This is a genomic window from Sphingobium xenophagum (assembly GCF_031457465.1).
Lineage (GTDB): Bacteria > Pseudomonadota > Alphaproteobacteria > Sphingomonadales > Sphingomonadaceae > Sphingobium > Sphingobium xenophagum_A.
The window spans coordinates 110,525-132,326 of sequence record NZ_JAVDWV010000013.1; the positions used below are offsets into that span (position 1 = coordinate 110,525).

The 21,802-nt window shown below is 63.3% G+C and carries 20 protein-coding genes and 1 tRNA gene; 2 read left to right on the forward strand and 19 right to left on the reverse strand.

The annotated features are described in order from the left end of the window. Positions 1-236: 236 nt before the first annotated feature. The 5 genes from J2W40_RS14635 to J2W40_RS14655 form a co-directional block, all read right to left on the reverse strand. Positions 237-3,269: a valine--tRNA ligase gene (locus J2W40_RS14635; RefSeq protein WP_310226063.1), complete on the reverse strand. Its 3,033-nt coding sequence runs from the start codon at positions 3,267-3,269 to the stop codon at positions 237-239. A gap of 45 nt (positions 3,270-3,314) precedes the next feature. Further along, positions 3,315-3,995, reverse strand: a complete 681-nt coding sequence (locus J2W40_RS14640; RefSeq protein ID WP_409050383.1) for an NnrU family protein — start codon at positions 3,993-3,995, stop codon at positions 3,315-3,317. 85 nt (positions 3,996-4,080) lie between these two features. After that, a complete protein-coding gene (locus tag J2W40_RS14645) occupies positions 4,081-4,575 on the reverse strand; it encodes a DUF2497 domain-containing protein (protein ID WP_310226067.1) in 495 nt (164 codons plus the stop codon). Between the two features lie 34 nt (positions 4,576-4,609). Further along, positions 4,610-6,061 (reverse strand): TolC family outer membrane protein, encoded by a 1,452-nt coding sequence (locus tag J2W40_RS14650; protein ID WP_409050380.1) that lies wholly within the window; start codon positions 6,059-6,061, stop codon positions 4,610-4,612. 10 nt (positions 6,062-6,071) lie between these two features. Beyond that, complete coding sequence (locus tag J2W40_RS14655) at positions 6,072-6,698, reverse strand: protein-L-isoaspartate O-methyltransferase family protein (protein WP_310226071.1); 627 nt, start codon at positions 6,696-6,698, stop codon at positions 6,072-6,074. A gap of 205 nt (positions 6,699-6,903) precedes the next feature. On the opposite strand from J2W40_RS14655, the gene J2W40_RS14660 reads away from it, so the two are divergent. Both J2W40_RS14660 and J2W40_RS14665 read left to right on the forward strand, forming a co-directional pair. Continuing rightward, positions 6,904-6,977, forward strand: a tRNA-Cys gene (locus J2W40_RS14660). Between the two features lie 164 nt (positions 6,978-7,141). Continuing rightward, entirely contained in the window at positions 7,142-8,338 is a 1,197-nt protein-coding gene (locus tag J2W40_RS14665) for a tyrosine-type recombinase/integrase (protein WP_310226073.1), read from the forward strand. Between the two features lie 65 nt (positions 8,339-8,403). Here the strand turns inward: J2W40_RS14665 and J2W40_RS14670 are convergent, their stop codons facing one another. The 14 genes from J2W40_RS14670 to J2W40_RS14735 form a co-directional block, all read right to left on the reverse strand. Beyond that, positions 8,404-8,577, reverse strand: coding sequence for a helix-turn-helix domain-containing protein (locus J2W40_RS14670; protein ID WP_062732997.1), 174 nt, complete (start codon positions 8,575-8,577; stop codon positions 8,404-8,406). Positions 8,578-8,789: 212 nt separating this feature from the next. After that, complete coding sequence (locus J2W40_RS14675) at positions 8,790-9,020, reverse strand: DUF2274 domain-containing protein (RefSeq protein WP_310226077.1); 231 nt, start codon at positions 9,018-9,020, stop codon at positions 8,790-8,792. 9 nt (positions 9,021-9,029) lie between these two features. Beyond that, the gene (locus tag J2W40_RS14680) at positions 9,030-10,250 is read right to left on the reverse strand and encodes a TraB/TrbI/VirB10 family type IV secretion system protein (protein ID WP_310226079.1); all 1,221 of its coding nucleotides are present in this window, start codon (positions 10,248-10,250) and stop codon (positions 9,030-9,032) included. Continuing rightward, on the reverse strand, positions 10,247-11,104 hold the full coding sequence (gene trbG, locus J2W40_RS14685) for a P-type conjugative transfer protein TrbG (protein WP_310226081.1): 858 nt from the start codon (positions 11,102-11,104) through the stop codon (positions 10,247-10,249). The genes J2W40_RS14680 and trbG overlap by 4 nt, the downstream gene beginning before the upstream one ends. Further along, on the reverse strand, positions 11,101-11,901 hold the full coding sequence (trbF, locus tag J2W40_RS14690) for a conjugal transfer protein TrbF (protein ID WP_310226083.1): 801 nt from the start codon (positions 11,899-11,901) through the stop codon (positions 11,101-11,103). Before trbF ends, trbG begins: the two co-directional genes overlap by 4 nt. Positions 11,902-11,920: 19 nt before the next feature. Next, complete coding sequence (gene trbL, locus J2W40_RS14695; RefSeq protein ID WP_310226085.1) at positions 11,921-13,225, reverse strand: P-type conjugative transfer protein TrbL; 1,305 nt, start codon at positions 13,223-13,225, stop codon at positions 11,921-11,923. Between the two features lie 109 nt (positions 13,226-13,334). Beyond that, on the reverse strand, positions 13,335-14,054 hold the full coding sequence (trbJ, locus tag J2W40_RS14700) for a P-type conjugative transfer protein TrbJ (protein WP_409050384.1): 720 nt from the start codon (positions 14,052-14,054) through the stop codon (positions 13,335-13,337). Between the two features lie 31 nt (positions 14,055-14,085). After that, positions 14,086-16,536 carry a conjugal transfer protein TrbE gene (trbE, locus tag J2W40_RS14705; RefSeq protein ID WP_310226089.1) on the reverse strand — a complete coding sequence of 817 codons (2,451 nt, stop codon included), beginning with the start codon at positions 16,534-16,536 and terminating at the stop codon, positions 14,086-14,088. After that, positions 16,530-16,790 (reverse strand): VirB3 family type IV secretion system protein, encoded by a 261-nt coding sequence (locus J2W40_RS14710; RefSeq protein WP_310226091.1) that lies wholly within the window; start codon positions 16,788-16,790, stop codon positions 16,530-16,532. Before J2W40_RS14710 ends, trbE begins: the two co-directional genes overlap by 7 nt. Next, the gene (locus J2W40_RS14715; protein WP_062731517.1) at positions 16,787-17,122 is read right to left on the reverse strand and encodes a TrbC/VirB2 family type IV secretion system protein; all 336 of its coding nucleotides are present in this window, start codon (positions 17,120-17,122) and stop codon (positions 16,787-16,789) included. Before J2W40_RS14715 ends, J2W40_RS14710 begins: the two co-directional genes overlap by 4 nt. A 1-nt stretch (position 17,123) precedes the next feature. Next, entirely contained in the window at positions 17,124-18,140 is a 1,017-nt protein-coding gene (trbB, locus tag J2W40_RS14720) for a P-type conjugative transfer ATPase TrbB (protein ID WP_310226173.1), read from the reverse strand. Further along, positions 18,140-18,544 (reverse strand): CopG family transcriptional regulator, encoded by a 405-nt coding sequence (locus tag J2W40_RS14725; protein ID WP_310226098.1) that lies wholly within the window; start codon positions 18,542-18,544, stop codon positions 18,140-18,142. Before J2W40_RS14725 ends, trbB begins: the two co-directional genes overlap by 1 nt. Positions 18,545-18,551: 7 nt before the next feature. Beyond that, a complete protein-coding gene (locus J2W40_RS14730; protein WP_310226100.1) occupies positions 18,552-20,576 on the reverse strand; it encodes a conjugal transfer protein TraG in 2,025 nt (674 codons plus the stop codon). A gap of 146 nt (positions 20,577-20,722) precedes the next feature. Beyond that, positions 20,723-21,589 carry a HEPN domain-containing protein gene (locus J2W40_RS14735; protein WP_310226102.1) on the reverse strand — a complete coding sequence of 289 codons (867 nt, stop codon included), beginning with the start codon at positions 21,587-21,589 and terminating at the stop codon, positions 20,723-20,725. Positions 21,590-21,802: the final 213 nt, after the last annotated feature.

Genomic DNA, 21,802 nt, shown 5'->3' on the forward strand with positions numbered 1-21,802 from the left:
CTCATCCCTCAACTCCCACTCGCATGACGCACATATCCTTTGCAGACCCGCCCCTAAATTCCTCCCCTGTAAGGGGAGGGGGACCGCCGAAGGCGGTGGAGGGGTGTCACCCTATCGAGAGGGTGACACCCCTCCGTCAGGCTTCGCCTGCCACCTCCCCTGCCAGGGGAGGATCAGCTTGTCTCAACACGCCATCAAATATGATCGCCTCTGTCTCAACGCTTACAGACACCTACTCACCCCAGCCGGTCGAGCGCCGCCTGCAATCTTTCCGCCTCGGCTGTCTTCTCGCCATGATCCTCGCGCGCCTTGGCGACGGCTTCGGGCTTGGCCTTCTCGACGAAACTGGGGTTGGACAGCCGCCCGCCCAGCGCATCGCGCTCCTTTTGCGCCGCGGCCAGTGCCTTGGCGAGCCGCGCCTTTTCCGCCGCGATGTCGATCACGCCTTCCAGCGGCAGGATGAAGGTCGCCTCATCCACCACGATCTGCGCCGCGCCGCCGGTCGGCGCTTCGCCAAAGGTCAGGCTCTCGATCCGCCCCAGCCGCGCCAGCGCCGCACCCTGCCGATCGAGACGGCGATGCGTCTCCTCCGACCCGTCGCTCACCACCATCGGCAGCTTTGCCCCCGGCGGCACGTTGAGTTCGGTCCGCGCGGTACGGATGGCGCTCACCAAGCGGATCAACCAGTCGATCTCCGCCTGTGCTTCGCTGTCCACCGCGGCCAGAGCCTGCGGCCATTGCGCAACGATCAACTCGTTCGCGCGCGCGCCGGTCAGGTGCCATAACTCTTCGGTGATAAAAGGCATGAAGGGGTGCAGCATCACCAAAATCTGGTCGAACGCCCAGCCCGCGACGGCCCGCGACTCGTCATCCATCGCGCCTTTGGTCAGTTCGATATACCAGTCGCAAAACTGGTCCCAGACGAAATGATAGATGGCGTTGGCCGCCGCATCGAAGCGCAGGTCGGCGAGCGCGCTGTCGATCGCCTGCACGGTCGCGACCGTTTCGGCGATGATCCAGCGATTGACCGGCAGGTGCGCGGCGGGTGCCTCATGACTGGTCGAGGCCTTCACGCCGTTCGACTGGAGGAAGCGCGCGGCGTTCCACAGCTTGGTCGCGAAGTTGCGATAGCCCTCGACCCGCTTCTCATCCATCTTCACGTCGCGGCCCTGGCTCTCCATCGCCGCCATGAAGAAACGCAGGGCATCGGCCCCGAACTTGTCGATCAGGCCGAGCGGATCGACGACATTGCCCTTGGACTTGGACATTTTCTGCCCGTCGGCGGCGCGGACGAGGCCGTGGAGATAGAGTTTGCGCCATGGCACGTCACCCATGAACTCCATCCCCTGCATCGCCATCCGCGCGTCCCAGAAGAACAGGATGTCGAAGCCGGAAATGAGGAGATCGTTGGGATAGTGGCGGGATACTAGCGAGTTGCTCCCCTCCCCTTCAGGGGAGGGGTCGGGGGTGGGGGCGTGCCCCAAATCCTGTGCCTGGTCGATGGCCCCCACCCCAACCCCTCCCCTGAAGGGGAGGGGCTTTTCCATTGCGCCCTCCGGCCAGCCCAGCGTCCCGAACGGCCACAGCGCCGAGGAGAACCAGGTGTCCAAGACGTCCTCATCGCGCCAAAGACGTATACGCGGAGGATGATCCTCGCCTAATTCAACCCAGTCCATCAAACCCACTGCGGCAGCGTCGTTAACGATCTCGACCTCAACCTCAGTGCCGAATATTTCTGCGTAATGAGCTTGAGCTAAATCGCTCGCAAATGCACCATTTTCCGCAACAAATGGCTTCCACACTTCCGGCCCTCGGCCAGTAATTGGCACACTTCCAGAGGCGCTAACGTCTTTTCCGTACCAAACCGGAATCCGATGCCCCCACCACAATTGCCGGCTCACACACCAGGGCTGGATATTCTCCATCCAGTTGAAGAAAGTCTTTTCCCAGCTCTTTGGGACGATCTCGATCCGTCCGTCCCGGACAGCCTGCATTGGCGCGACAGCCAATTGGGCAGCATCGACATACCATTGGTCCGTCAGCCATGGTTCGATCACGACGCCCGACCGATCGCCGAACGGCGTCTGGATGACGCGCGGCTCGAAATCGGCGGCGACTTCTTCGCCTTCTTTGTTCTTGGTGACGTGCGGAACCAAAAAGCCCAGCACTTTCATTTCTTCAACGACAGCTTTTCGAGCGTCAAAGCGATCAAGTCCAATGAATCGGCGGGGGATTGCACCGGCGACATCATCAGAAGTGCCTCCCTGATCTGCCACCATTACAACTTTCAAAGCATACTGCTTGGGCTGAACAACCCGCGCATCCGCATCGAACATGTTGAGCATCTGGCCCGCCGCGATCCCCGCCCGCTTGCCGACCTCGAAATCGTTGAAATCATGCCCCGGCGTGATCTTGACCGCGCCGGACCCCAGTTCGGGATCGGCATAGTCGTCGCCGACGATCCGCAAGCGCCGCCCGGTGATCGGCTGCAAAATCTCCTTGCCGATCACGCTTTGATAGCGCGGATCGTCGGGATGGACCGCGACTGCCATGTCGGCCAGCATCGTTTCGGGCCGGGTCGTCGCGACGACGATATGGTCCGCCCCGTCGGCCAAACGCACGCCATCGGCCAGCGGATATTTGAACCGCCAGAAGCCGCCCTGCGTTTCCTTCGTCTCGACCTCCAGGTCGGAAATGGCCGACCGGAAATGCGGGTCCCAATTGACCAGCCGCTTGTCGCGATAGAGCAGCGGGGCAGGATTACCGTCCGCATCCTTACGATGGTAAAGCTCAACGAACACCTTGACCACGGCCTTGCTGAAATGCGGGTCCATGGTGAATTGTTCGCGGCTCCAGTCCATCGAACAGCCCAGCCGCCGCAACTGACCCGTGATGGTGCCGCCGCTCTCGGCCTTCCAGTCCCACACCTTGGCGACAAATTCGTCGCGCGTGTAATCGGTGCGCTTTTCGCCCCGCGCGTTCATCTGCCGCTCGACCACCATCTGCGTCGCGATGCCCGCATGGTCGGTGCCGACCACCCACAAAGCATCCTTGCCGCGCAGCCGTTCGTAGCGGATCATGATGTCCTGCAACGTATTGTCGAGCGCATGGCCGATATGCAGGCTGCCGGTGACGTTCGGCGGCGGATTGACGATGGTATAAGGCTGCGCGTCCGGCCGTTCGGGGCGGAACAGGCCCTTTTCTTCCCAATGGGCATACCAGCGGGTTTCGATTGCGGCGGGGTCGAATGTTTTGGGCAGTTCGGTCATGGCACGGGCCTTAATGCGCCTTGCCGCCCCATTCCAGCCGAAAGATCAGTCCAACCAGCGCCATATGCCCGCAGACCAGCCCGCCAGCGGCATATGCGCCCATGTCGCGGCCAGCCAGACGACCAGCCCACCCGCCAGCGCATGCAGGCCGAACTGCCCGAACCGCGCGCGACCGGCGAGGATCGCGGCAAAGGGCCAGTAGCTCGTCCGCGATTCCCAATGCTGCCAGGCGGCGGGGGTCAGTTGCTCCTTCTTGCGGTCCTGCAAGGCGGCACCAACCAGCGACAGGAGGATGATCGCGCCGGACAGGATGATGTTCGCGGTGACGGGATAGACCACTATATGCGCCAGTCCCCACAGGGCGAACGCCCACATCATGGGATGGCGGGTGATAGCGAACACGCCCTTCGCTTCTGCCGGAACCATGGTCGGCCCGTCCGGGTGCGGCATTGCCGGGTTGCCGACCAGCGACCCCAGCAGCAGGATCGACGCGACGAGCATGATGACGGTCGCAACCGCCCATAGCGCATCGCCGACCGGCCAGAGCATCGGGGTCACTGGCGCAGCGCGATAGGCGATGATCGTCCAGATCAGTGTCACGGCCGCAACCAGGGAATAGAGGCCCAGAAAGCCCTTTTCCCCCATCCGCGCCACCAAAGGCGCGCGCAGCGGATGCGACAACAGAAAATGCGTGCCGACAAAAGCCGTCGCTGCGATCAGGACCATCATGCCGCCATCCCCCAGTCAATCAGAACCGGGTCGTATATAGCATAAAATGGTAATTACGTCAGCGGTTTGCGTAAGCCAGGTTTCACCGCGCCGTAATGCGCGCAATCTCCTTGGCCACCATCTCTTCGACCAGGATCGGCAGCCTCGCGTCCAGCCATTCCTTGAGCATCGGCTTGAGCAAAGAGCGCACCAGCCCTTCGAGCGTATTGTCCCCGCCATCCTGCGGCGCGATCAACATAGAGGACAAAGCGGAAAGCGAATGCCGCGCGGCCACCTCGCTCTCGACCGACAGGATCGTTTCGGCAGCCGGCGCGGCAGCAGCAGGCTTGGCGGTGGCGGACTTGGGCGACGCGGCTTTGGGAGCAGGCATGGCGTCCTCCATGCTGACCTCTTGGGTCAGTTCCAAAATTTCATCATTGCCCAGATCGGCAGGCGCTGGCGCGGCGGCCGCCTTTGCCGCATCGGCCCGAACCCGGCGGGGCGCGGACTGTGCCGCTTCCTCGCCTTCCTCGGCGATGATCCGCTTGATGGACGAGAGTATCTCTTCCATCGACGGTTCCTTGCTCATATCGCCCACCGACGCCCCCTGATTCCGGCTGGTTGACAGCAAGTTAGGGCTGTCGTGCCATTTCAGGACTCACATTGGCGTTTTGCGGCACGCTGTCAACGGTGCGTGTGGCCACGGGCACGGGCTGCGGGCCATAGTCCCAGTCAAACCATTTGCCCCGCACCGCTTCATAATGGACGATCGGATCGTAAAGGGTGCCGCTTGCCAGACCCAGATCATCGGCTTCGGCATGTCCCATGGCGGCAAGCAGGCTGAACCCGGCGACATAGGCATTGCGCCGTGCCGACACGAGCTGCACACGCGCATTGAGCGCTTCCTGCTCGGCGTCGAGTATGTCGAGAATGGTGCGGCTGCCGACCGAATTTTCGGCGCGCACCCCCTCCAGCGACAGGCTCGACGCATCGACCGCCGTCTGGTTGGACTGGATCGTCTGCAACGATGCCTGCCAACTGGCATAGGCTGCGCGGGTCTGGGCGATGACACTGCGCTCAATCTCGATCGCTTGCTCAATTGCCTGCGATTCCTGCGCTTGCCGCTGACGCACTTGCGCGGCGGGCCGCCCCCCCTGGTAAATGGGCAGGTTCAGCGTCGCACCGACGGCCGCCTGCTTATTCTCGCGAATATCGGGGTCCAGATAGTCGGTATAGCTGCCCTGGCTAAAGCCGCTCAGCGTCGGCGACGTCGCCGCCTTGGCGACCTTCACATCATAACGCGCCGCCTCCCGCGCTTTTTGCGCGGCCAGAATATCGGGATTGTCGGCCAGCGCAATCTCGACCGCCACTTGTGGCGACGCGGGCAAGTCCGGCAAGGCCGGCGGTGCCTCCAGCGCGTCGGGTGCCTCCCCCACCAACGCGATATAATTTTCGCGACTGGTAATCAGATTGGCTTCGGCGATCTGCAAGTCCGACTGCGCCAGCGCCAGCCGCGATTGCGACTGGGCGACATCGGTACGGGTCACATCGCCCACTTCAAACCGATCGTTGGTCGCCTGCAAATTGACTTCCAGCACCTGCACATTGGCGCGGTTCAACGACACGATCGCACTGTCGCGGATCACATCCATATAAGCGCCCACCACCTGCGAAAAAATGCTGGCTTCGGTGCCACGCAGATTGGCCTGCCCCGCCTCCACGCGAATCTTCGCCGCCTTCACGCCATTGCGCACCGCGCCGCCCTGATAGATGGGGACATCAATGCTGGCGCTCGCACTCGCCGAACGCTGTGGTGCCAGAAAGCTGTTGGACGGCCGCACCACCAGTTCCTGAAACTGCAATTGCGACTGGACGGTGGGGCGTCCTGCCGCCTTCTGCAGCGGCACATTCTCATCCGTCGCCCGCTGCCCGGCGCGCGCGCCGGTCAGCGTCGGATTGGACGCATAGGCCTTGGCCAACGCGCCCTGCAAGGTTTCGGCCATGGCCGGTCCCGACAGAGCGGAGGACAATAACAGCAAGGCTGTAGCGGTTGCCCGCCCAAAAATATGTCGCTTTGCTGTCATGATCCCCGTCTCAAAAAACGAACTGTTCCGGTGCGGCAAAGCCCGGCAGCACCACCATTTCGAGGTCGGCAATGCTGGAAAGGCCCAGCACCCCGCCCACGACGCGACCACTGCACAGGCGCGTCACGCCGCGCTCGACCAGGCCGGTCACCACCCGTCCGCCATCGACAAGCTGCTGAACGAGCGTCGCGGGCACTTCCTCTACCGCGCCGTCGATGAACAGAAGGTCATAGGGTGCGCCGTCGACCGCCCCGGCACTCAGCGGCCCGCGCGTGACCGCAGCGCCAATGCTCTCAGGCCCGCCTTCTTCCTCGACCGCAACCACCTGCGCGCCCATTTCGGCCAGCAGCGCGGCGCAATAGCCCGTCGCCGCGCCGATCAGCAGCACCTTGTCCCCCGGCGCAACCTGCGCTTCGGTCAGCAAGCGTCCGGTCGCCAGTGGCGGGTTGATCGCGCGACCGCCATCCAGCGGAATGGCCCGGTCGATATAGGTCATGGCGCGGCGATGCGCGGGCACATACTCCTCACGCGGCACCTTCGCCATCGCCGCGATCACGCGCGGGTCATTGACGTCGCTGGTCCGCAACTGGCTTTCGACCATGGCGGCCCGCATCAAAGAATGTTTCTGCTCGGTCACGATAGTTTCTCGCTTGGTCCAGGGGGCTTGGCACAACTGTATTGTTAATGCAATACAGTAAGGGGATCAACGGACCTCTAAATCAGCAGCCGCCCCACGCCAAGCGGCTTTGCGCGGCGGCATGCGAGATTCTTGCCATGGGTCGCCGCGCTACCGCTTGACTTTGCGACCAAAGCCGCACATCTGCGGCCACCCACTTGACTGAGGCCCGATGGCGGAGTGGTTACGCAGAGGACTGCAAATCCTTGCACGCCGGTTCGATTCCGGCTCGGGCCTCCAAAATCCTGTCTGGCGACGTCTGCCAACAGTTGAAAAATCCCTGATTTCCGGTAGTTTATGGGCATTCTCTGATTGTCAGTGGATGCCCTTGTTTGCCTGCAATTGCGGATGATTGGGGCCTAATTTGGGGGCCTCAAAAGGCCCCAGCAGAATCGAGGCCCCCAATGGTGCTAACCGATACCGCTATCCGCAATGCGAAGCCCGCAGATAAGCCTTACAAGGTTACTGACTCCCAAGGTTTGTATCTGCTCGTCAATCCAAGAGGCAGCAAGCTGTGGCGAATCAAATACCGGATCGACGGCGTAGAACGGAAACTGTCGCTCGGGGCGTATCCCGAGATTACCTTGGCCGAGGCGCGCGCTGCCAGGGATGCCGCCCGTAGGCAGCTGGCTCATGCGATCGATCCCAACGTAGCCAAACGACAAGCCCGTATTGAGGCGAGCATTCGGGCCAGCAACAGCTTCGCTAGCGTGGCCGAGGAATTGATAGAGAAGAAAGCGCGTGAGGGGTTGGCTGAGCCAACGCTGGAGAAGATGCGCTGGTTTGTGAAACTGATGGGGGCAGACTTCGGAAAGCGGCCTGTCACCGATATCACGCCTCAGGAACTTCTTCATGAACTGCAGAAGCATGAACGACGTGGCCGCTTGGAAACCGCCAATCTGCTGCGCGCCTTTGCCAGCCGCGTTTTCCGCTTTGCAGTCGCAACGGCGCGTGCCGAACGTGATCCGGCGCAACTCCTGATCGGCGCATTGACCACACCGCGAGTCAAGCACTTCGCCGCCATCATCGATCCAAACGAGTTCGGCGCTCTCCTGCGCGCTATCGAGGATTATCAGGGCGATCCCGCCGTCATGTACGCCCTTAAACTCACACCTCATGTCTTCCAGCGCCCGGGCGAACTGCGGCAAATGGAATGGGCTGAGGTTAATTTCGACAAAGCTGTCTGGACGATCCCGGTAACAAAGATGAAAATGCGCCAGCCCCATTCGGTGCCTCTTTCTCGGCAGGCTCTCGCGATACTGCAAGCCATGCGATCCTTATCCGGCTCCGGGCGCTATGTGTTCCCTTCGATCCGCACCCGAGCAAGACCGATCAGTGAAAACACCATCAACGCGGCATTGCGGCGCATGGGCTATTCCAAAGAGCAAATGACGGCCCACGGCTTCCGCACGTCCGCATCATCGCTGTTGAACGAATCCGGCAAATGGAACCCGGATGCCATCGAGCGTGCACTGGCACATATGGTGGCCGGGTCCGTACGTCGCATATATAACCAGTCCGCCTATTGGGCCGAACGTGTTGAAATGGCGCAGTGGTGGAGCGACTATATGGATGAACTGCGAAGCGGCGGAAACAGATGACGGGCCCGCCCTGCCCTACTCTACCGCGGGCAATTTTTCAGCAAGAGCCGTGTAGCGCTGGCGTATCAAGCCATATCTCGGGATTGTGCCAGCCGCTTGATGGACTCAGTGGTCAGCAAGGTTCGCCTACCGATTTTGATCGCATCAAGTTTGCCAGATTTGAGTAAGGCATAAACCGATGACCGACCGATGCCGAGCGCCTTAGCGGTGTCGTTAATAGAGATTGCTAGCACTTCCATGTGCATCTCCTTGCTTATCGATTACCAAGGTAAGCGTGCGTTCCGGCTCACACGCTGAACCATTGATGCTGGCCATCAGCTAAATTTACGCCTGCGGCCGGATGTCAGAATGCTGAGATTGTCACGATCTTCTAAAGCCTTCGCGGTGTTTGACACAGGCCGATAGGGATAACCGGCTCAGTCGACATGTTGTATTTTGTCGCTGCCTGTCGTCATTTACGCCGTGCGGCGAGCCCTGCCCGCGCCTTGGCAAAGCCGCGGTCACTCGCGAGGAAGGCAGAAAGCATATGCGGGACCAAATCGGCGATCGCCTGATCATCGCCATAGGTCTCATGATAGATGGTGGCATAATCCGCCAACGCCAAATGAAGGTCTGGCGGGACGCTGATAGCTAGTTTGACCGGCGTTCTGTCGGGCAGACGACCAAGTTTAATATCCGTCATATCGTGCTCCTATTCTGTCCACGGTGCCAAAATGAGATCGCGATGCACTATGAGTCGGACCGGGGCACCGGGCCGAATGGTGATGGTCGGTTGGATCTGAAGATTGCGGGATGTGATCTGGTCTCCGGCGCGGGACACATTCTGCTGCGTGGATTGACGGATCGCTTGGACAAGATCGCTTTCACCGGAGAAGGTGACGTTCGCCCCGACGCCGAGCAATGTCGATATCGCGACGCCCTTGAGCAGCGCCCAGGTGTGGAAATCGACCTTGTCGGCAAACCCGGCATATCCCGATGGATCGGTTGCTGGCACGTTGTCGAGCTTGATCGAGCTGCCGTCCGGCAAGATGATGCGCTGCCATACGACCAGCGCGCGCTGCTGGCCGAAGGCAACGACGCTGTCGTAACTGCCGATCAGCCGTGCGCCCTGCGGAATGAGAAGGACGTTGCCTGTTGCGCTGTCGAAGACGCGTTCAGTGACTTGAGCGGTGACGAGGCCGGGGAGGTCGGACCTGAGTCCCGTAATGAGGCTCGCCGCGATAACGCTGCCAGCGGACAGCATGTCCGACGACGCCGGTGGGCTCAACCGATGCTTGTTGACATCGCCGCCAGTGTCGCGGGCTGCAACAAAGTCAGCCTTGCGCTGCTGGGCGTTGGGATCGCGATCAGGATCGATGGCGATGCGCGACGCATCGCTCGCTACGGCCGGGGGAGATAACGGCGTTGCGGCGGCACCGCGGGTCGGATCGGTGCGGTTGCCGGATTGCACCAGCAATTCCGACTCGCGCGCCGCCTTCAGCTCCGCCGCGCGACGATCGCGCTCGGTCGCGGCGGCCTGGTCCGCACGACCGGCTGAGGCGCTCGCCGATTCCACGCCCATCGCACGCTGATGATTGAGGATGGGTCGGCCGAGATCGCCCGGCAAGGGCGGTCCGAGTTTGGGCACGTCGCCATAGCTGCCCGGCAAGCGGCTCAGCGTATCGGTCGGCGCTTTCGCCGCGACGGTCTGGTCGTCGGCTTGTCCAGCGAGGTGCAATGCCGACGGCCGCAGCGCGACCCACGCTGCCGCGATCAGGGTGACGGAACCAAGCGCCGCGATTGCCACGACGGCGCCCCGCTTGAAGCGGATCGCCCGCGCCGGCTGCGCGCGAAGCGCCAGTGTTTCCGGGTCCACCTTGCCCGGTGTGGTGGGGGTCCCGGGCGCCGATGAGGCTTCCGCCTTGACGGTCATGATCCCCTCCGCGTGGGCGCGCCGTCCGCCACCCGGCTGATCCGGACAATCTGCTGGTGCTTCGTGCCGAGGCGAAGCTCGGCGACGTCGAAGATGCGATCGACGACATAGAAGCGGCCCTTCACGCGATAGTTGACGAGCTGGGCCTCGCCTTTCCCGTCCACCAGGAAGATCGGCGGCGCCTCGCCTACGGCCAGCGTAGCGGGAAATTCGATGAAGGTCTGCCGCCCGTTGTCAAAAGCACGAAATGGCCGCCAAGCCGGTCGATCGCCGGAGACAGCATAATTGAAGTGAAACTGCTCGACCTCGATCCCGGCCGCCACAGGAGCTGCCGCCTCGGTCGCCGCGGCGGCGCGCTTCAAAGCGATCAATGCATCCTGGGGATAGGTCCAGGAAAGTGCGGCCATCGCCGTCGTCATCCCGCTGGTCAGCGCGATATGATAGCTGCGCCGGTCGGTGGTGATGACCAGGTTGGTGGACAGACCGGCACTGAATGGCTTCACCAGTATATGGGTCCGCTTCTCCGTGCCCGACCCGCTGGTGGTATCGCCGATCACCCAGCGCACAGTGTCTCCGCTTGCCACGGCCACCAATGTTTCGCCTGGTTGCAGCGCGATGTCGGTCACCCGCTCCGGTGCGGTAATGACTCGATAGATGGCGCCGTCGGTGAAAGGATAGACCTGGACGGCGTTGATGAACCCCTGCGCGGTCGGCTCGATCGTCGCCGCGCGATTGGCGATGGCGACCGGCGCGACTTCGCGCGACGCGTTGCGGATCGGCGGACTCGCCCCTGTGCTGCCGGCGAGAAGGATGAAGCAAGGCGCCAGCAGCGTGGTTGTGAGAGTTCGGGTCATGGCTGGGTCTCCGTATTGACGGTAGGTTGAGCGGCAAGGTTCGGGTCGAGCGGCGAGCCGAGCGGCACATTGCTGGGCGGTTGCGCGGTGCGCGCGGGAGCAGTCGACGCCGCGGGCTCTAGTTCGCGGCTCCAGTCGATCGCGTCGATGTAGATGCCGAGCGGGTTCTTGCGGAGCGAGTCGGCCGATACCGGCGGCTTAGTCAGGATCGTCAGGATGCCGGTCCAGTGCGAGGAACCCGCCTTACTCCCACGCTCATAGACCGTCTCGGTCCATTTCACTTGAAACGACCGTTCGGATGCGCGGACGACGCTGGTTACCTGGACTGACACAGTGCGCTCGCCGATTCTGGCGAAGGGGTCTGCGGCGCGGGCATAGTCGCCAAGGAACTGACTCCCCCGCGTCGTGGTGAAGTCATAGGCCGAGAGCCAATCGCGGCGCATCAGCACTGGATCGAGCGAGACCCCACGGACATTCTCGATGAACTTTGCCAGATGCCAGGCGATCTGGGGATCGGTGGGGCGATAGCCCGCTTCGGCCTCGGTCACCGCCCGGGCCTCGCCCAGTCGATCGACCTCGACGACATAGGGCGTGACCATGCTCTGCAGCGATTGCCAGATGAGCGCACCCGACATGACAGTCGACAACGACAGCGTGCCGAACGCCATAAGGCGCCAGTTGCGGGCCTGGACACGGGCCGACCCGATGCGGTCGTCCCAGATCTGGCCGGCGCGTTGATAGGGGGTCTCCGGCTCAGGCGTCTGCGCGTAGCGCTGGACGGTGCGCTTAAAGAACATGAGGTATGAAGATCATGGCTCAATCTTCCCTTTCCTTGATGTCTGGAGTGGCGGATGCGCCGCCGCGATCGCCTTCCTTCAATGTCTGCACGGCGACTTGGCGGTGGTGACGGGCGTTCTGCTGGCGACGCAGCGACTGTGCCCAGGATGGAGCGCCGTCGGTGGTGGCGTCCGAAGTCCGTCCGCTCGATCCCGCTCCGCCGTTGAGGGCGGACCAGGCGGCGTCACGGCCGCGTTCGGCGGCCTGGCCCAATCCGAGCGCCGCCGATGCTTTCTGACGCGCAGCGTTGCCGGCGGCCTGCGCCATGCCGCCGATGCCGGCACCGACGCTCGAAGATCCGGCCGCGGTCTGGCCGAGCTGATAGGAGGCCGAAGCCGCCGAACCCATCGTCGTGCCGGCCCGGATCGCGCCGAGCGCGGCCCCGCCGACCGCGCGGGCGGCGCCCATCGCGGCGCCGCCGCCCAGCGCAACGATACCGGCTGCGCCGACCGTCGTGCCGACCGCTGCACCCGCGCCAAGCTGCGGGGCACCGGCGACAAGGCCCGAGGCGATGCTGGGACCGAAGATACCGAGGCCGAACAGCGTGAGCGACGCCAGCACGAGGCTCATGGCTTGGCCGATGTCGGGTTCCTGGCCCTGCAGGGCAGCGGTGAACTCATTGAAGAAATTCGACCCGATGCCGACGATGACGGCGAGCACCATCACCTTGATGCCTGAACTGACCACGTTGCCCAGCACACGCTCCGCGAGGAAGCTGGTCCGGTTCCAGAGCGCGAAGGGCACCAGCACGAAGCCGGCGAGCGTGGTCAGCTTGAACTCGACGATGCACACGAACATCTGCACGGCGAGGACGAAGAAGGCGATGATCACGATCACCCAGGCGAACAGCAGCACAATGATGGTCAGGAAATTGTCGAAGAAGCTGGTGAAACCCATCAGATTCGACACCTGTTCGAGGAGCGGCCAGGCTGCCGAGAAACCGGTGCCAGCAAGGCGGCCGGGTTTCAGCAGATCATCCGCTGAAAGCGTGCCGCCTCCGGCAGTCAGACCGGCTGCCGCAAAGGAGCGGAAAATGATATCGGCAAGCGTCGAGAAGCGGTTCAGGATGAAGGCGAACGCGCCGACATAGATTATCTTGCGCAGGAAACGCCCGATCACGTCCTGTTCGCCGCCCATTGCCCAGAACAAGCCGGCGAGCGTGATGTCGATGCCGATCAGGGTCGTCGTCAGGAAGGCTACGTCGCCGCCCAGCAGCCCAAACCCGCTGTCGATGTAGCGGATGAAGGTCTGTAGGAACCGGTCGATGACGTTCAGGTCGTTCATATGGAAATCCTGGACATGAAGCCGCGGGGTCCGATCTGGGGAGCGGGACCGAACCCCGCGGCGGCAGCGGCGAAGAGGCGAATTCGCCGCTGCCTGCGCACTGGCTGGCCTATTGGGGGGTGTAGGCCGAGCCGGAACCGAGGAACTTGGTGGTTGCGGCGCGTGCGTCGATCTCGGCCTGCGCGCGGCGCGCCTGCTCGATCGTCTGCGCCCGATATTGCGCCGCCATCAGGTTCTGGATCTGGAACTGTTGCTTGGCGGTCAGTGCGAGCAGTTGGTTGGTCGCCTGTTGCGCTTGCAAAGCGCCCTCGGCGCCCTGGCTCCGCGATACGATGCCACCCAGGGTCTGCGCGTCAGCCTGGACATTCTCGACGACCTGCGCCTGCACCCCCATTGTCTGTTTGTAGGCCGTCATCTCGGTATCGAGCCGGGTCCGAGCGGCAACAACCTGGCCGTTCATGGTCAGCGCCTGGTTGAAGCTCTGGGGAAAGAGCTGGCGGAATTGCTGGTCGAGACCGTCGACGCGGAACTGGATGCCCTGCGCTTGGCCCATCAACAGGTCGATCTGCTGGAGCGTGCTTGTGATCGCCTGGATCTCGGGAAAGTTGATCGTGGCGAGATTCCTGGCCTGATTGATCAGGCTCTGCGCCTGGTTCTGAAGCGAGCGGATCTGGTTGTTGACCTGCTGAAGGGTTCGGGCGGCGGTAAGCAGATTCTGGCTGTAATTGCTGGGATCGAACACGACGATCGCGCGTGCGGGCGCGCTAGGCAGCATTGTGCCGACGAACCCGGCGCTTGCGGCGGCGATACCGAGCAAGCTGGCTGTCATGTATTTGCGGACGGGAAATGCTGGCATGGTTTCACTCCTTCGGGGCGGGGTTGGGATTGGGGTTGGTGAATTCGGCGAGGAGCGGCGTGGCCCAGTCGAGACCGGCGTCGAACAGGAAGCGGGCGGCGAAATCGCCCGGCCCGTGTTCGGCAAGGAGGGTATCGATCCGCGCCTGCGTCGCGGGATCGGAGGCTCCGCAGAGCGCGAGCGCGATCGGGCCGAGGCCGAGTTCGAACAGGCGGTTGCCCCGTGCGGATTGCAGATAATAATGCCGCTTGGGGGTGGCGCGGCTGACCAGTTCGATCTGCCGCTCGTTGAGGCCGAACCGCTCATAGGCAGCGCGCGACTGCGGTTCGATCGCCCTGTCGTTGGGCAGCAATATGCGTTGCGGGCAGCTTTCGATGATGGCCGACGCGATGCTGCTGTCGGCGATGTCGGCAAGGCTCTGCGTCGCGAACAGGACCGCCACATTCTTCTTGCGGAGCGTCTTCAGCCATTCACGGATACGGGCCGCGAAGAGCGGATGGTCGAGGAAGATCCAGGCTTCGTCGAGCACCAGCAGCGTCGGGCGGCCGTCGAAACGCTCCTCGAGCCGGTGGAAGAGATAGGTCAGCACCGGGGCGACCACGCCGACCTGTCCCATCAGCGCCTCGGTCTCGAAGCACTGGACGTCGGCGAGCGCGAGATCTTGCTCGGCCGCGTCGAGGAGCCGGCCATAGGGGCCGTCGAGCGTATAGGCGGTGAGCGCGGTGCGTAGTGCATTGGACTGGAGCAGCATGGCGAGCCCCGTCAGGGTGCGCTCTTCCGGGGGTGCCGATGCGAGACTGCCCAAGGCCGACCAGACGGCGTCCTTCACCTCTGGAGTGACCATGACCTTCTCGTGTGCCAGCAGCGCGGCGATCCATTCCGACGCCCAGCTGCGTTCGCTGGCATCGTCGATGCGGCGCAGTGGCTGGAACGCAAGGGTTTCGCCGGTGTCCGTGCCAAGACCGAGGGCATGATGCGCGCCGCCCATCGCAAGCACCGCCGCGCGTGCTGAAAAGCCCTTGTCGAAGATATAGAGCTGGGAGCCGGGATAGCGCCGGAACTGCAATGCGATGAGTGCTAGCAGTACCGACTTGCCCGCTCCAGTAGGGCCGACGACGAGGATGTGGCCGACATCGCCGACATGGGTCGAAAGGCGAAACGGGGTCGATCCGCCAGTCTGCGCGTAGAGCAGCGGCGATCCCCCGAGGTGCCGGTTCTCCGTCGGGCCTGCCCAGACAGACGACAGCGGCATGAGATGGGCGAGGTTGAGGGTATGGACCAGCGGCTGGCGCACATTGGCGTAGACCTGGCCGGGCAGCGACGACAGCCACGCCTCGACCGCGTTGACGCCTTCGCGCTTGGCTGTGAAGCCGAGGCCGTTGACGATTCGCTCGACCGCGCCAACTTTGTCGTCGGCACGGTTACGATCGGCGTCCGACACCGTGATCGTTGTCGTCAGATAACCGAAGGCGACGTGATCGCCGCCGAGCGCCTGCAGCGCGAGGTCGGCGTCGACCACCTTGTTGTCGGCGTCGCTGTCGAGGAGCTGGACCGGTTGGTTGTACATCACCTCGCGAAGCAGCGCGGTGATCGACTTGCGCTTGTTGAACCATTGCCGGCGAATCTTGGTCAGCGCCTTGGTCGCATCGGTCTTGTCGAGCGCGATAAAGCGGGTCACCCAGCGGTAACCGAAATCCTGGTGGTTGAGCGCGTCGAGGATGCCGGGCCGGCTGAGGTTCGGAAATCCCAGCACTGTCAGAGTGCGCAGATGCCGGTCGCCGAGCCTCGGCTCCAGCCCGCCGACCAGCGGCGTGTCGGCGAGCAGCGCGTCGAGATAGATCGGCGTCTCCGGCACGGCGACCGGATGACGGCGGCTGGAAACGGTGCCGTGGAGATAGGTCAGCGTCTCGGCGTCGCTTACGGGGCGCACCTCGGGCATGAAACCCGACAGGAGATCGAGCACGCGGTCGGACTCGGCGATGAAGCCGGCAAGGCTGGCGTGCCAGTCCCTGCCTTTCGCGTCGTCAGGCCGCTCGACCAGTGTCCGCCTCGCCGCATCGCTGCTGTCGGCAGGCGGCAGCCAGACCAGTGTGCCGTGATAGACACTCTCGAAATGCTGGCCCTCGGCCTCGAACCCGGCACGCCGTTCCTGTTCGACCAGCCACGACGCTGCGTCGGGGAATGCGTCGTTCGGATAACCGAGTGCCTCGCGCCGTTCGGCCTCGAAGAACAATGCCCAGCCCGAGCCGAGCCGCTTGAGCACGTTGTTGGCGCGCGCGCAGGCGGACACGAGTTCCGCTTCGGTCGCGCTTTCGAGATCGGAACCGCGAAAGGCGAAGGACCGCATGAAGCTGCTGTCCTTGTTGAGGATGACGCCGGGTGCGACCAGCGCGGCCCAGGGTAGATGATCGGCAAGCCGGTCGGCACGCGACCGGTATTCCGCGACGTTCAGCATGCCAGATATCCCTTTTGGCGCAGATGGCGGAGCAGCACCGGCACGAAGTCCGGGTCGCGGCGGGCCGCGAACACAGCGATGCTGTGGCCGATCGCCCAGATCGCCATCCCGACTAGCCATTGCTGCAAACCCAGGCCGACCGCGGCCGCGATCGTGCCGTTGACGATCGCGATGCCGCGGGGCGCGCCACCCAGCAGGATGGCTTGCCCTAGGCTGGCGTGGATGGGTGCCTCAAATCCCTCGATGTGGCTCACGCGACGAGCGCCCCGCCGCCGAAGCTGAAGAAGGACAGGAAGAAGCTCGACGCCGCGAACGCAATCGACAGGCCGAAGACGATCTGTATGAGCTTGCGGAAGCCGCCGGAGGTCTCGCCGAATGCGAGAGCAAGCCCCGTGGAAATGATGATCAGTACCGCAACGATCTTGGCGACTGGTCCCTGGACCGACTCCAGCACCTGCTGGAGTGGTTCTTCCCACGGCATACCCGCGCCGCTGGCATAGACGCGGCTGGTCATGGTGATCGACAGGCCGAGCACCAGCCCGGTGAGGAAGAAGCGGTCGCGGTTGGAAATACGAACGATGGTCATGTCAGTCTCCTTCATTGTTGGGGAGGTGGGTTGGGGTGAGATCGACGACGGCGTAGCCGCCGTCTGGATCGAGTCCGGCGACGCGGGCGATCGTCTCGATGCGCCGCGCAGTGCCGCGGCCCACAATGAAGACGATCATGTCGATGGCGTCTGCGACCAAGCGGCGCGGCACGGTGACCACGGCTTCCTGGATGAGCTGCTCGATCCGGTAGAGGGCGGAGGCCGCACTGTTGGCGTGGACGGTTGCGATCCCGCCGGGATGGCCGGTGTTCCAGGCCTTCAGCATGTCCAATGCTTCCCCGCCGCGCACCTCGCCGACAATGATGCGATCGGGTCGAAGGCGCAGCGTCGAGCGCACGAGATCGCCCATGGTGACGGCGATGTTCTTATCGGATGAGTTTGGCCGGGTCCTGAGCGCCACGGTGTCACGCGCCGGCGATTGCAGCTCGCGCGTATCCTCGATCAGGATCACCCGTTCGTCGAGATCCGCCATCTCGGCCAGCAACGCGTTGGCGAGCGTGGTCTTACCCGAACTGGTCCCACCCGCGACGAGGATGTTGCGGCGATCGACGACGGCAATCGATAGCAGGCGCGCGGCCTCCGCCGACATGATGCCGTCGGTCACATAGTCCATGAGCGTATAGATACGCGCCGCCGGCTTGCGGATCGAAAAGCACGGGGCGGTCGAAACGGGCGGCAGGATTCCCTCGAACCGCTGCCCGGCACCAGAACCAAGCGGTGGCAGTTCCGCCGACACGATGGGCTTGTCGCCATGGACTTCGGATCGGACATGGGATGCAACCAACCGGATGATCCGCTCGACTTGGGGTGCATCAAGCTTCACGTCCGTGTCGACACGGCCTTCGCCGAGAATGTCGACCCGCAGCGCGCCGTCGGGATTGACCATGATCTCGATGACGCGCGGGTCGCTGAGCGCGGCGGCAATTGCCGGCCCCATCGCGGTGCGCAGCATGGCACGGCGACGTTCCGTCGAAACGTTGTCGGCGGGAGGCGGCATCATGATGCGGCTCCGTCGGCCTCGGGGGGGATAAGCGTCCGCTTGCCACCGGCCAGATGGCGACCGACCTGCGAGACGAACGCCTCGAACCGGTCGCGACCGATCGCACGAGCTGCGGCATCGGCTTCGGGCAAGGGCGCCGTCACCATCAGCTGGTAGCGGACGAACAGCGCCAGGCTTTCCAGCAACACGTCGATGTCGCGTCGCGCGCCGGCGAGTTCGCGTGTCAGACGGTCGAGGCGAACCTTCAGGAGGTCGTCTATTTCTTTGGTTCCCCGGCGCGCCAGCCAGTCCTTCAGTGCGTCATTGACGAGGTGGCTCTTGTTGCCGCGCGGACCGGCGGCGAGTGCCTCCAGCGCGTCACTGAGTTCGCGGTCTATATAGAGGTTCTGGCGGATCTTCATCGCAGCCTCAGAAATCCGGAATGAGGTCGCGCTTTGCGCCCTCGTTGATGGCATGGCCCCGGACGATGGCGTTCTGCCCTTGCGCCTGGTCCATGGCGCGCTTGTCGGCGGCAACATCATCGTCGTCGGGCACGATCTGGGGATCGCGCGTTTCGGCGGGGTCGGTTGTTTTGGAGACCTGCTCGGGAAGGCCTGGATGGCGCTGCTGCTGCATGCCGCCATCGTCGTCGCCGCCCGCGGCGTCCTCCGCCTGGTGAAGTCGGTCGTCGGTGCCGCGTACCTGGTTGGACCAGTCATCGCCGCGCGACTTCGGGCGGTCGGCATATTGGCCCGACGCCAGCATAGGTGCGGGTGCCATGCGCGCGAAGAAGTTGCGATCGAGGAAATAGCGTAGCTTGCGCGCCCGGATCGGCGCGAGGCCGGAGACGAGAACAATCTCGTCATCGGGCGAAAGCTGCATCACCTCGCCCGGCGTCAGGAGTTGGCGGGCGGTCTCCTGGCGGCTGACCATGACGTGCGCCAGCCAGGGCGCGAGCCGGTGGCCGGCATAGTTGCGCATCGCGCGCTGCTCGGTCGCGGTGCCCAGCGCGTCGGAAATGCGCTTGGCGGTCCGCTCATCATTGGTCGCGAAGGCAACGCGGACATGACAGTTGTCGAGGATGGCGTTGTGGTCGCCATAGGCCTTCTCGATCTGGTTCAGAGACTGCGCGATAAGGAAGGCGCGAATGCCGTAGCCGGCCATGAAGGCCAAGCTGGTCTCGAAGAAATCGAGACGCCCCAGCGCTGGAAACTCGTCGAGCATCATCAGGAGTTGGTGCCGGCGCGAGGATGTACCGGGCTGGTCCAGTCGCTCGGTCAGGCGGCGGCCGATCTGGTTGAGCACGAGCCGGATCAGCGGCTTGGTACGGCTGATGTCCGACGGCGGAATGACGAGATAGAGTGACAGGGGCCGTTCAGCCTCGATCAGGTCGGCGATCCGCCAGTCGCACCGCGAGGTTACCTCAGCCACGGTTGGATCGCGATAGAGACCGAGGAAGGACATGGCGGTCGACAGCACGCCTGAACGCTCGTTCTCACTCTTGTTGAGCAGTTCTCGGGCGGCGGAGGCGACAACTGGATGCACTCTGGGGTTGTTGTCATCGCCGAGATGATTGGTGGTCATCATCCGGCGGAGCGTGGCGACGAAGCTGCGCTGTGGGTCGGACAGGAAGGTCGCGACGCGGGCCAGTGTCTTTTCCTCCTCGGCATAGAGCACATGCAGGATCGCGCCAACCAGCAGCGAATGACTGGTCTTTTCCCAGTGATTGCGGCGTTCGAGCGCGCCTTCGGGATCGACCAGGATGTCGGCGATGTTCTGGACGTCGCGCACCTCGTCGATGCCGCGCCGGACCTCCAGCAGCGGATTGTAATGCGCCGACGCAGCGTTGGTCGGGTTGAAGAGCAGGCAATGCGAGAAGCGCGCGCGCCATCCGGCGGTCAGCGTCCAGTTCTCACCCTTGATATCGTGGACGACGGTCGAGCCGGTCCACGACAGCAAGGTGGGCACGACAAGGCCCACGCCCTTCCCGCTCCGCGTCGGCGCGAACGCCATGATATGCTCAGGGCCGTCATGGCGCAGATAGCGACCGCCAAGCGAGCCGAGCATGACGCCTGCGTCGCGATGCAACCCAGCGCGCTCGATCTCGCGGGGGCTTGCCCATCGCGCCGAACCATAAGTGGTGACGTTGCTTGACTGGCGCGCGCGCCACAGCGAACCGAAGATCGCCGCCGCGCAGCCGATGAAGCCGCTGGCACCAGCCAGAATGCCCGCCTTGTCAAAGACGATCGGGGCATAGGCGTCATAGTGGTACCACCAGCCGAACAGCGCCCAGGGACGGTAGATCGGCATGCTGCCGAGCCGGAACCACGGCAAGCCAAGTTCGGGCTGGTAGGCCAGCATCGCTGCCGCCCATTGCGTTGCGGCCCAGACACCCGCGATCACGATCGCGAAGACGACAAGGATTTGGCCGATGAGCAATTTGGTGGGTGTCACGTCGAGGCTCCCGCCCGCCGGACAGGACCGGCTCGGGCGGATTCAGACTCGGTGACGGACGCCAAAAACGGAACGGCGCTGATGGGCGCAGATGGGCTCGCCCCGGCCTGTTCCGGTCAAATGCCGGAACCGGAAGCTATCGGCGGTTAGAGGCCGGCTTCTGTCCGGAGCGTTTCGACGCGTTCGCGCGAAACGCTCTCGACGATTTCGCGGAGGGCACGGGCAGACTGTAACAAGGCGTCAAGGTCTTCATTGCCGATCTCGTAGCTCGGCGAATAACGGGCCTCGACATAGGCACGCTTCAGCAGTTCGAAGCAGCGGCGATCAATCCGTGTCGCCCGCGGCCACGCCTGAATCAGCCGTGGCTCGCTGTCCTCGGCGAGTGACCGCAGGAATTTGATGTTGTGTGAGCGAGGGAAATACAGGGTTCGGACAAGCAAGAAGCAGATATAGGCCCGCTCCGTTGCCTGATGCAGCGAGAACACGGCCTCCTTGCGCCATCCGAGATCATCAGCACCTTTCAGCGCCTGCTCTTGTGCCGTCGTCAACGCCCTATCGGTGCTCGGTAGCCATTCAGCGAGGTACTTGCCCGCCATCTCACACGCATCAGCGGGCGTCAGCGGTCGCGGCGTGGCAAGTGCACTCCCGGGCAATTCGTAGAGAACGATCCCGTCGCGGGCGATATCGACCCAGAAATATTCACCCCTGCTCAGCGCTTGGTTCACCTCCTGAAGCGTGTGAACGATGATGTTCACCGGCCGGGCGATCGCGGTATCGCGTAGGATCTTGTCCTCGGCGACGTACCAATAGTCTGCAATATCGGTAAGATCGGGATGACTGACGATGATCAACAGGTCGTAATCGGACTGGTAGCCATTCTCGGGTTCATCGACCCAATCGTCCCGCGCGTAGCTGCCGAACAGGATGACCTTGAGGATGCGGCCATTCTTCTTCCAGGGCTGGTTTGCGCGCGCCGTCGCCTCGGCAAACTCGACCATCAGCAATTGCTTCACCCGATCCAGTTCGCCTTGCTGGATTGAGGGCAGATGATCGACATCAGAGCGCACAGCCGAGATTCTCGTTAAAAACCGAACTCATAGCAACCATCAATTTGTGGAAATCAAAGATATATCGTCGCAGTGTGCAAAGAAGTTTGCCGTATGGTACCTGGAGCTCCGTAGGCCAATAAATAGGTGGGGACGCAACCCGGCAATGAGCAGTTCACA

What these genes read in the sequence shown, in the direction of transcription:
- J2W40_RS14640 (WP_409050383.1), bottom strand. Translation starts at nt 3,995, where the DNA reads ATGGTCCTGATCGCAGCGACGGCTTTTGTCGGCACGCATTTTCTGTTG.
- J2W40_RS14675 (WP_310226077.1), bottom strand. Translation starts at nt 9,020, where the DNA reads ATGACGGATATTAAACTTGGTCGTCTGCCCGACAGAACGCCGGTCAAA.
- trbL (WP_310226085.1), bottom strand. Translation starts at nt 13,225, where the DNA reads ATGAACGACCTGAACGTCATCGACCGGTTCCTACAGACCTTCATCCGC.
- J2W40_RS14665 (WP_310226073.1), top strand. Translation starts at nt 7,142, where the DNA reads ATGGTGCTAACCGATACCGCTATCCGCAATGCGAAGCCCGCAGATAAG.
- trbG (WP_310226081.1), bottom strand. Translation starts at nt 11,104, where the DNA reads ATGACCCGAACTCTCACAACCACGCTGCTGGCGCCTTGCTTCATCCTT.
- trbB (WP_310226173.1), bottom strand. Translation starts at nt 18,140, where the DNA reads ATGCCGCCTCCCGCCGACAACGTTTCGACGGAACGTCGCCGTGCCATG.
- trbF (WP_310226083.1), bottom strand. Translation starts at nt 11,901, where the DNA reads ATGTTCTTTAAGCGCACCGTCCAGCGCTACGCGCAGACGCCTGAGCCG.
- J2W40_RS14670 (WP_062732997.1), bottom strand. Translation starts at nt 8,577, where the DNA reads ATGGAAGTGCTAGCAATCTCTATTAACGACACCGCTAAGGCGCTCGGC.
- J2W40_RS14650 (WP_409050380.1), bottom strand. Translation starts at nt 6,061, where the DNA reads ATGACAGCAAAGCGACATATTTTTGGGCGGGCAACCGCTACAGCCTTG.
- J2W40_RS14715 (WP_062731517.1), bottom strand. Translation starts at nt 17,122, where the DNA reads ATGACCATCGTTCGTATTTCCAACCGCGACCGCTTCTTCCTCACCGGG.
- J2W40_RS14680 (WP_310226079.1), bottom strand. Translation starts at nt 10,250, where the DNA reads ATGACCGTCAAGGCGGAAGCCTCATCGGCGCCCGGGACCCCCACCACA.
- trbJ (WP_409050384.1), bottom strand. Translation starts at nt 14,054, where the DNA reads ATGACAGCCAGCTTGCTCGGTATCGCCGCCGCAAGCGCCGGGTTCGTC.
- trbE (WP_310226089.1), bottom strand. Translation starts at nt 16,536, where the DNA reads ATGCTGAACGTCGCGGAATACCGGTCGCGTGCCGACCGGCTTGCCGAT.
- J2W40_RS14635 (WP_310226063.1), bottom strand. Translation starts at nt 3,269, where the DNA reads ATGACCGAACTGCCCAAAACATTCGACCCCGCCGCAATCGAAACCCGC.
- J2W40_RS14725 (WP_310226098.1), bottom strand. Translation starts at nt 18,544, where the DNA reads ATGAAGATCCGCCAGAACCTCTATATAGACCGCGAACTCAGTGACGCG.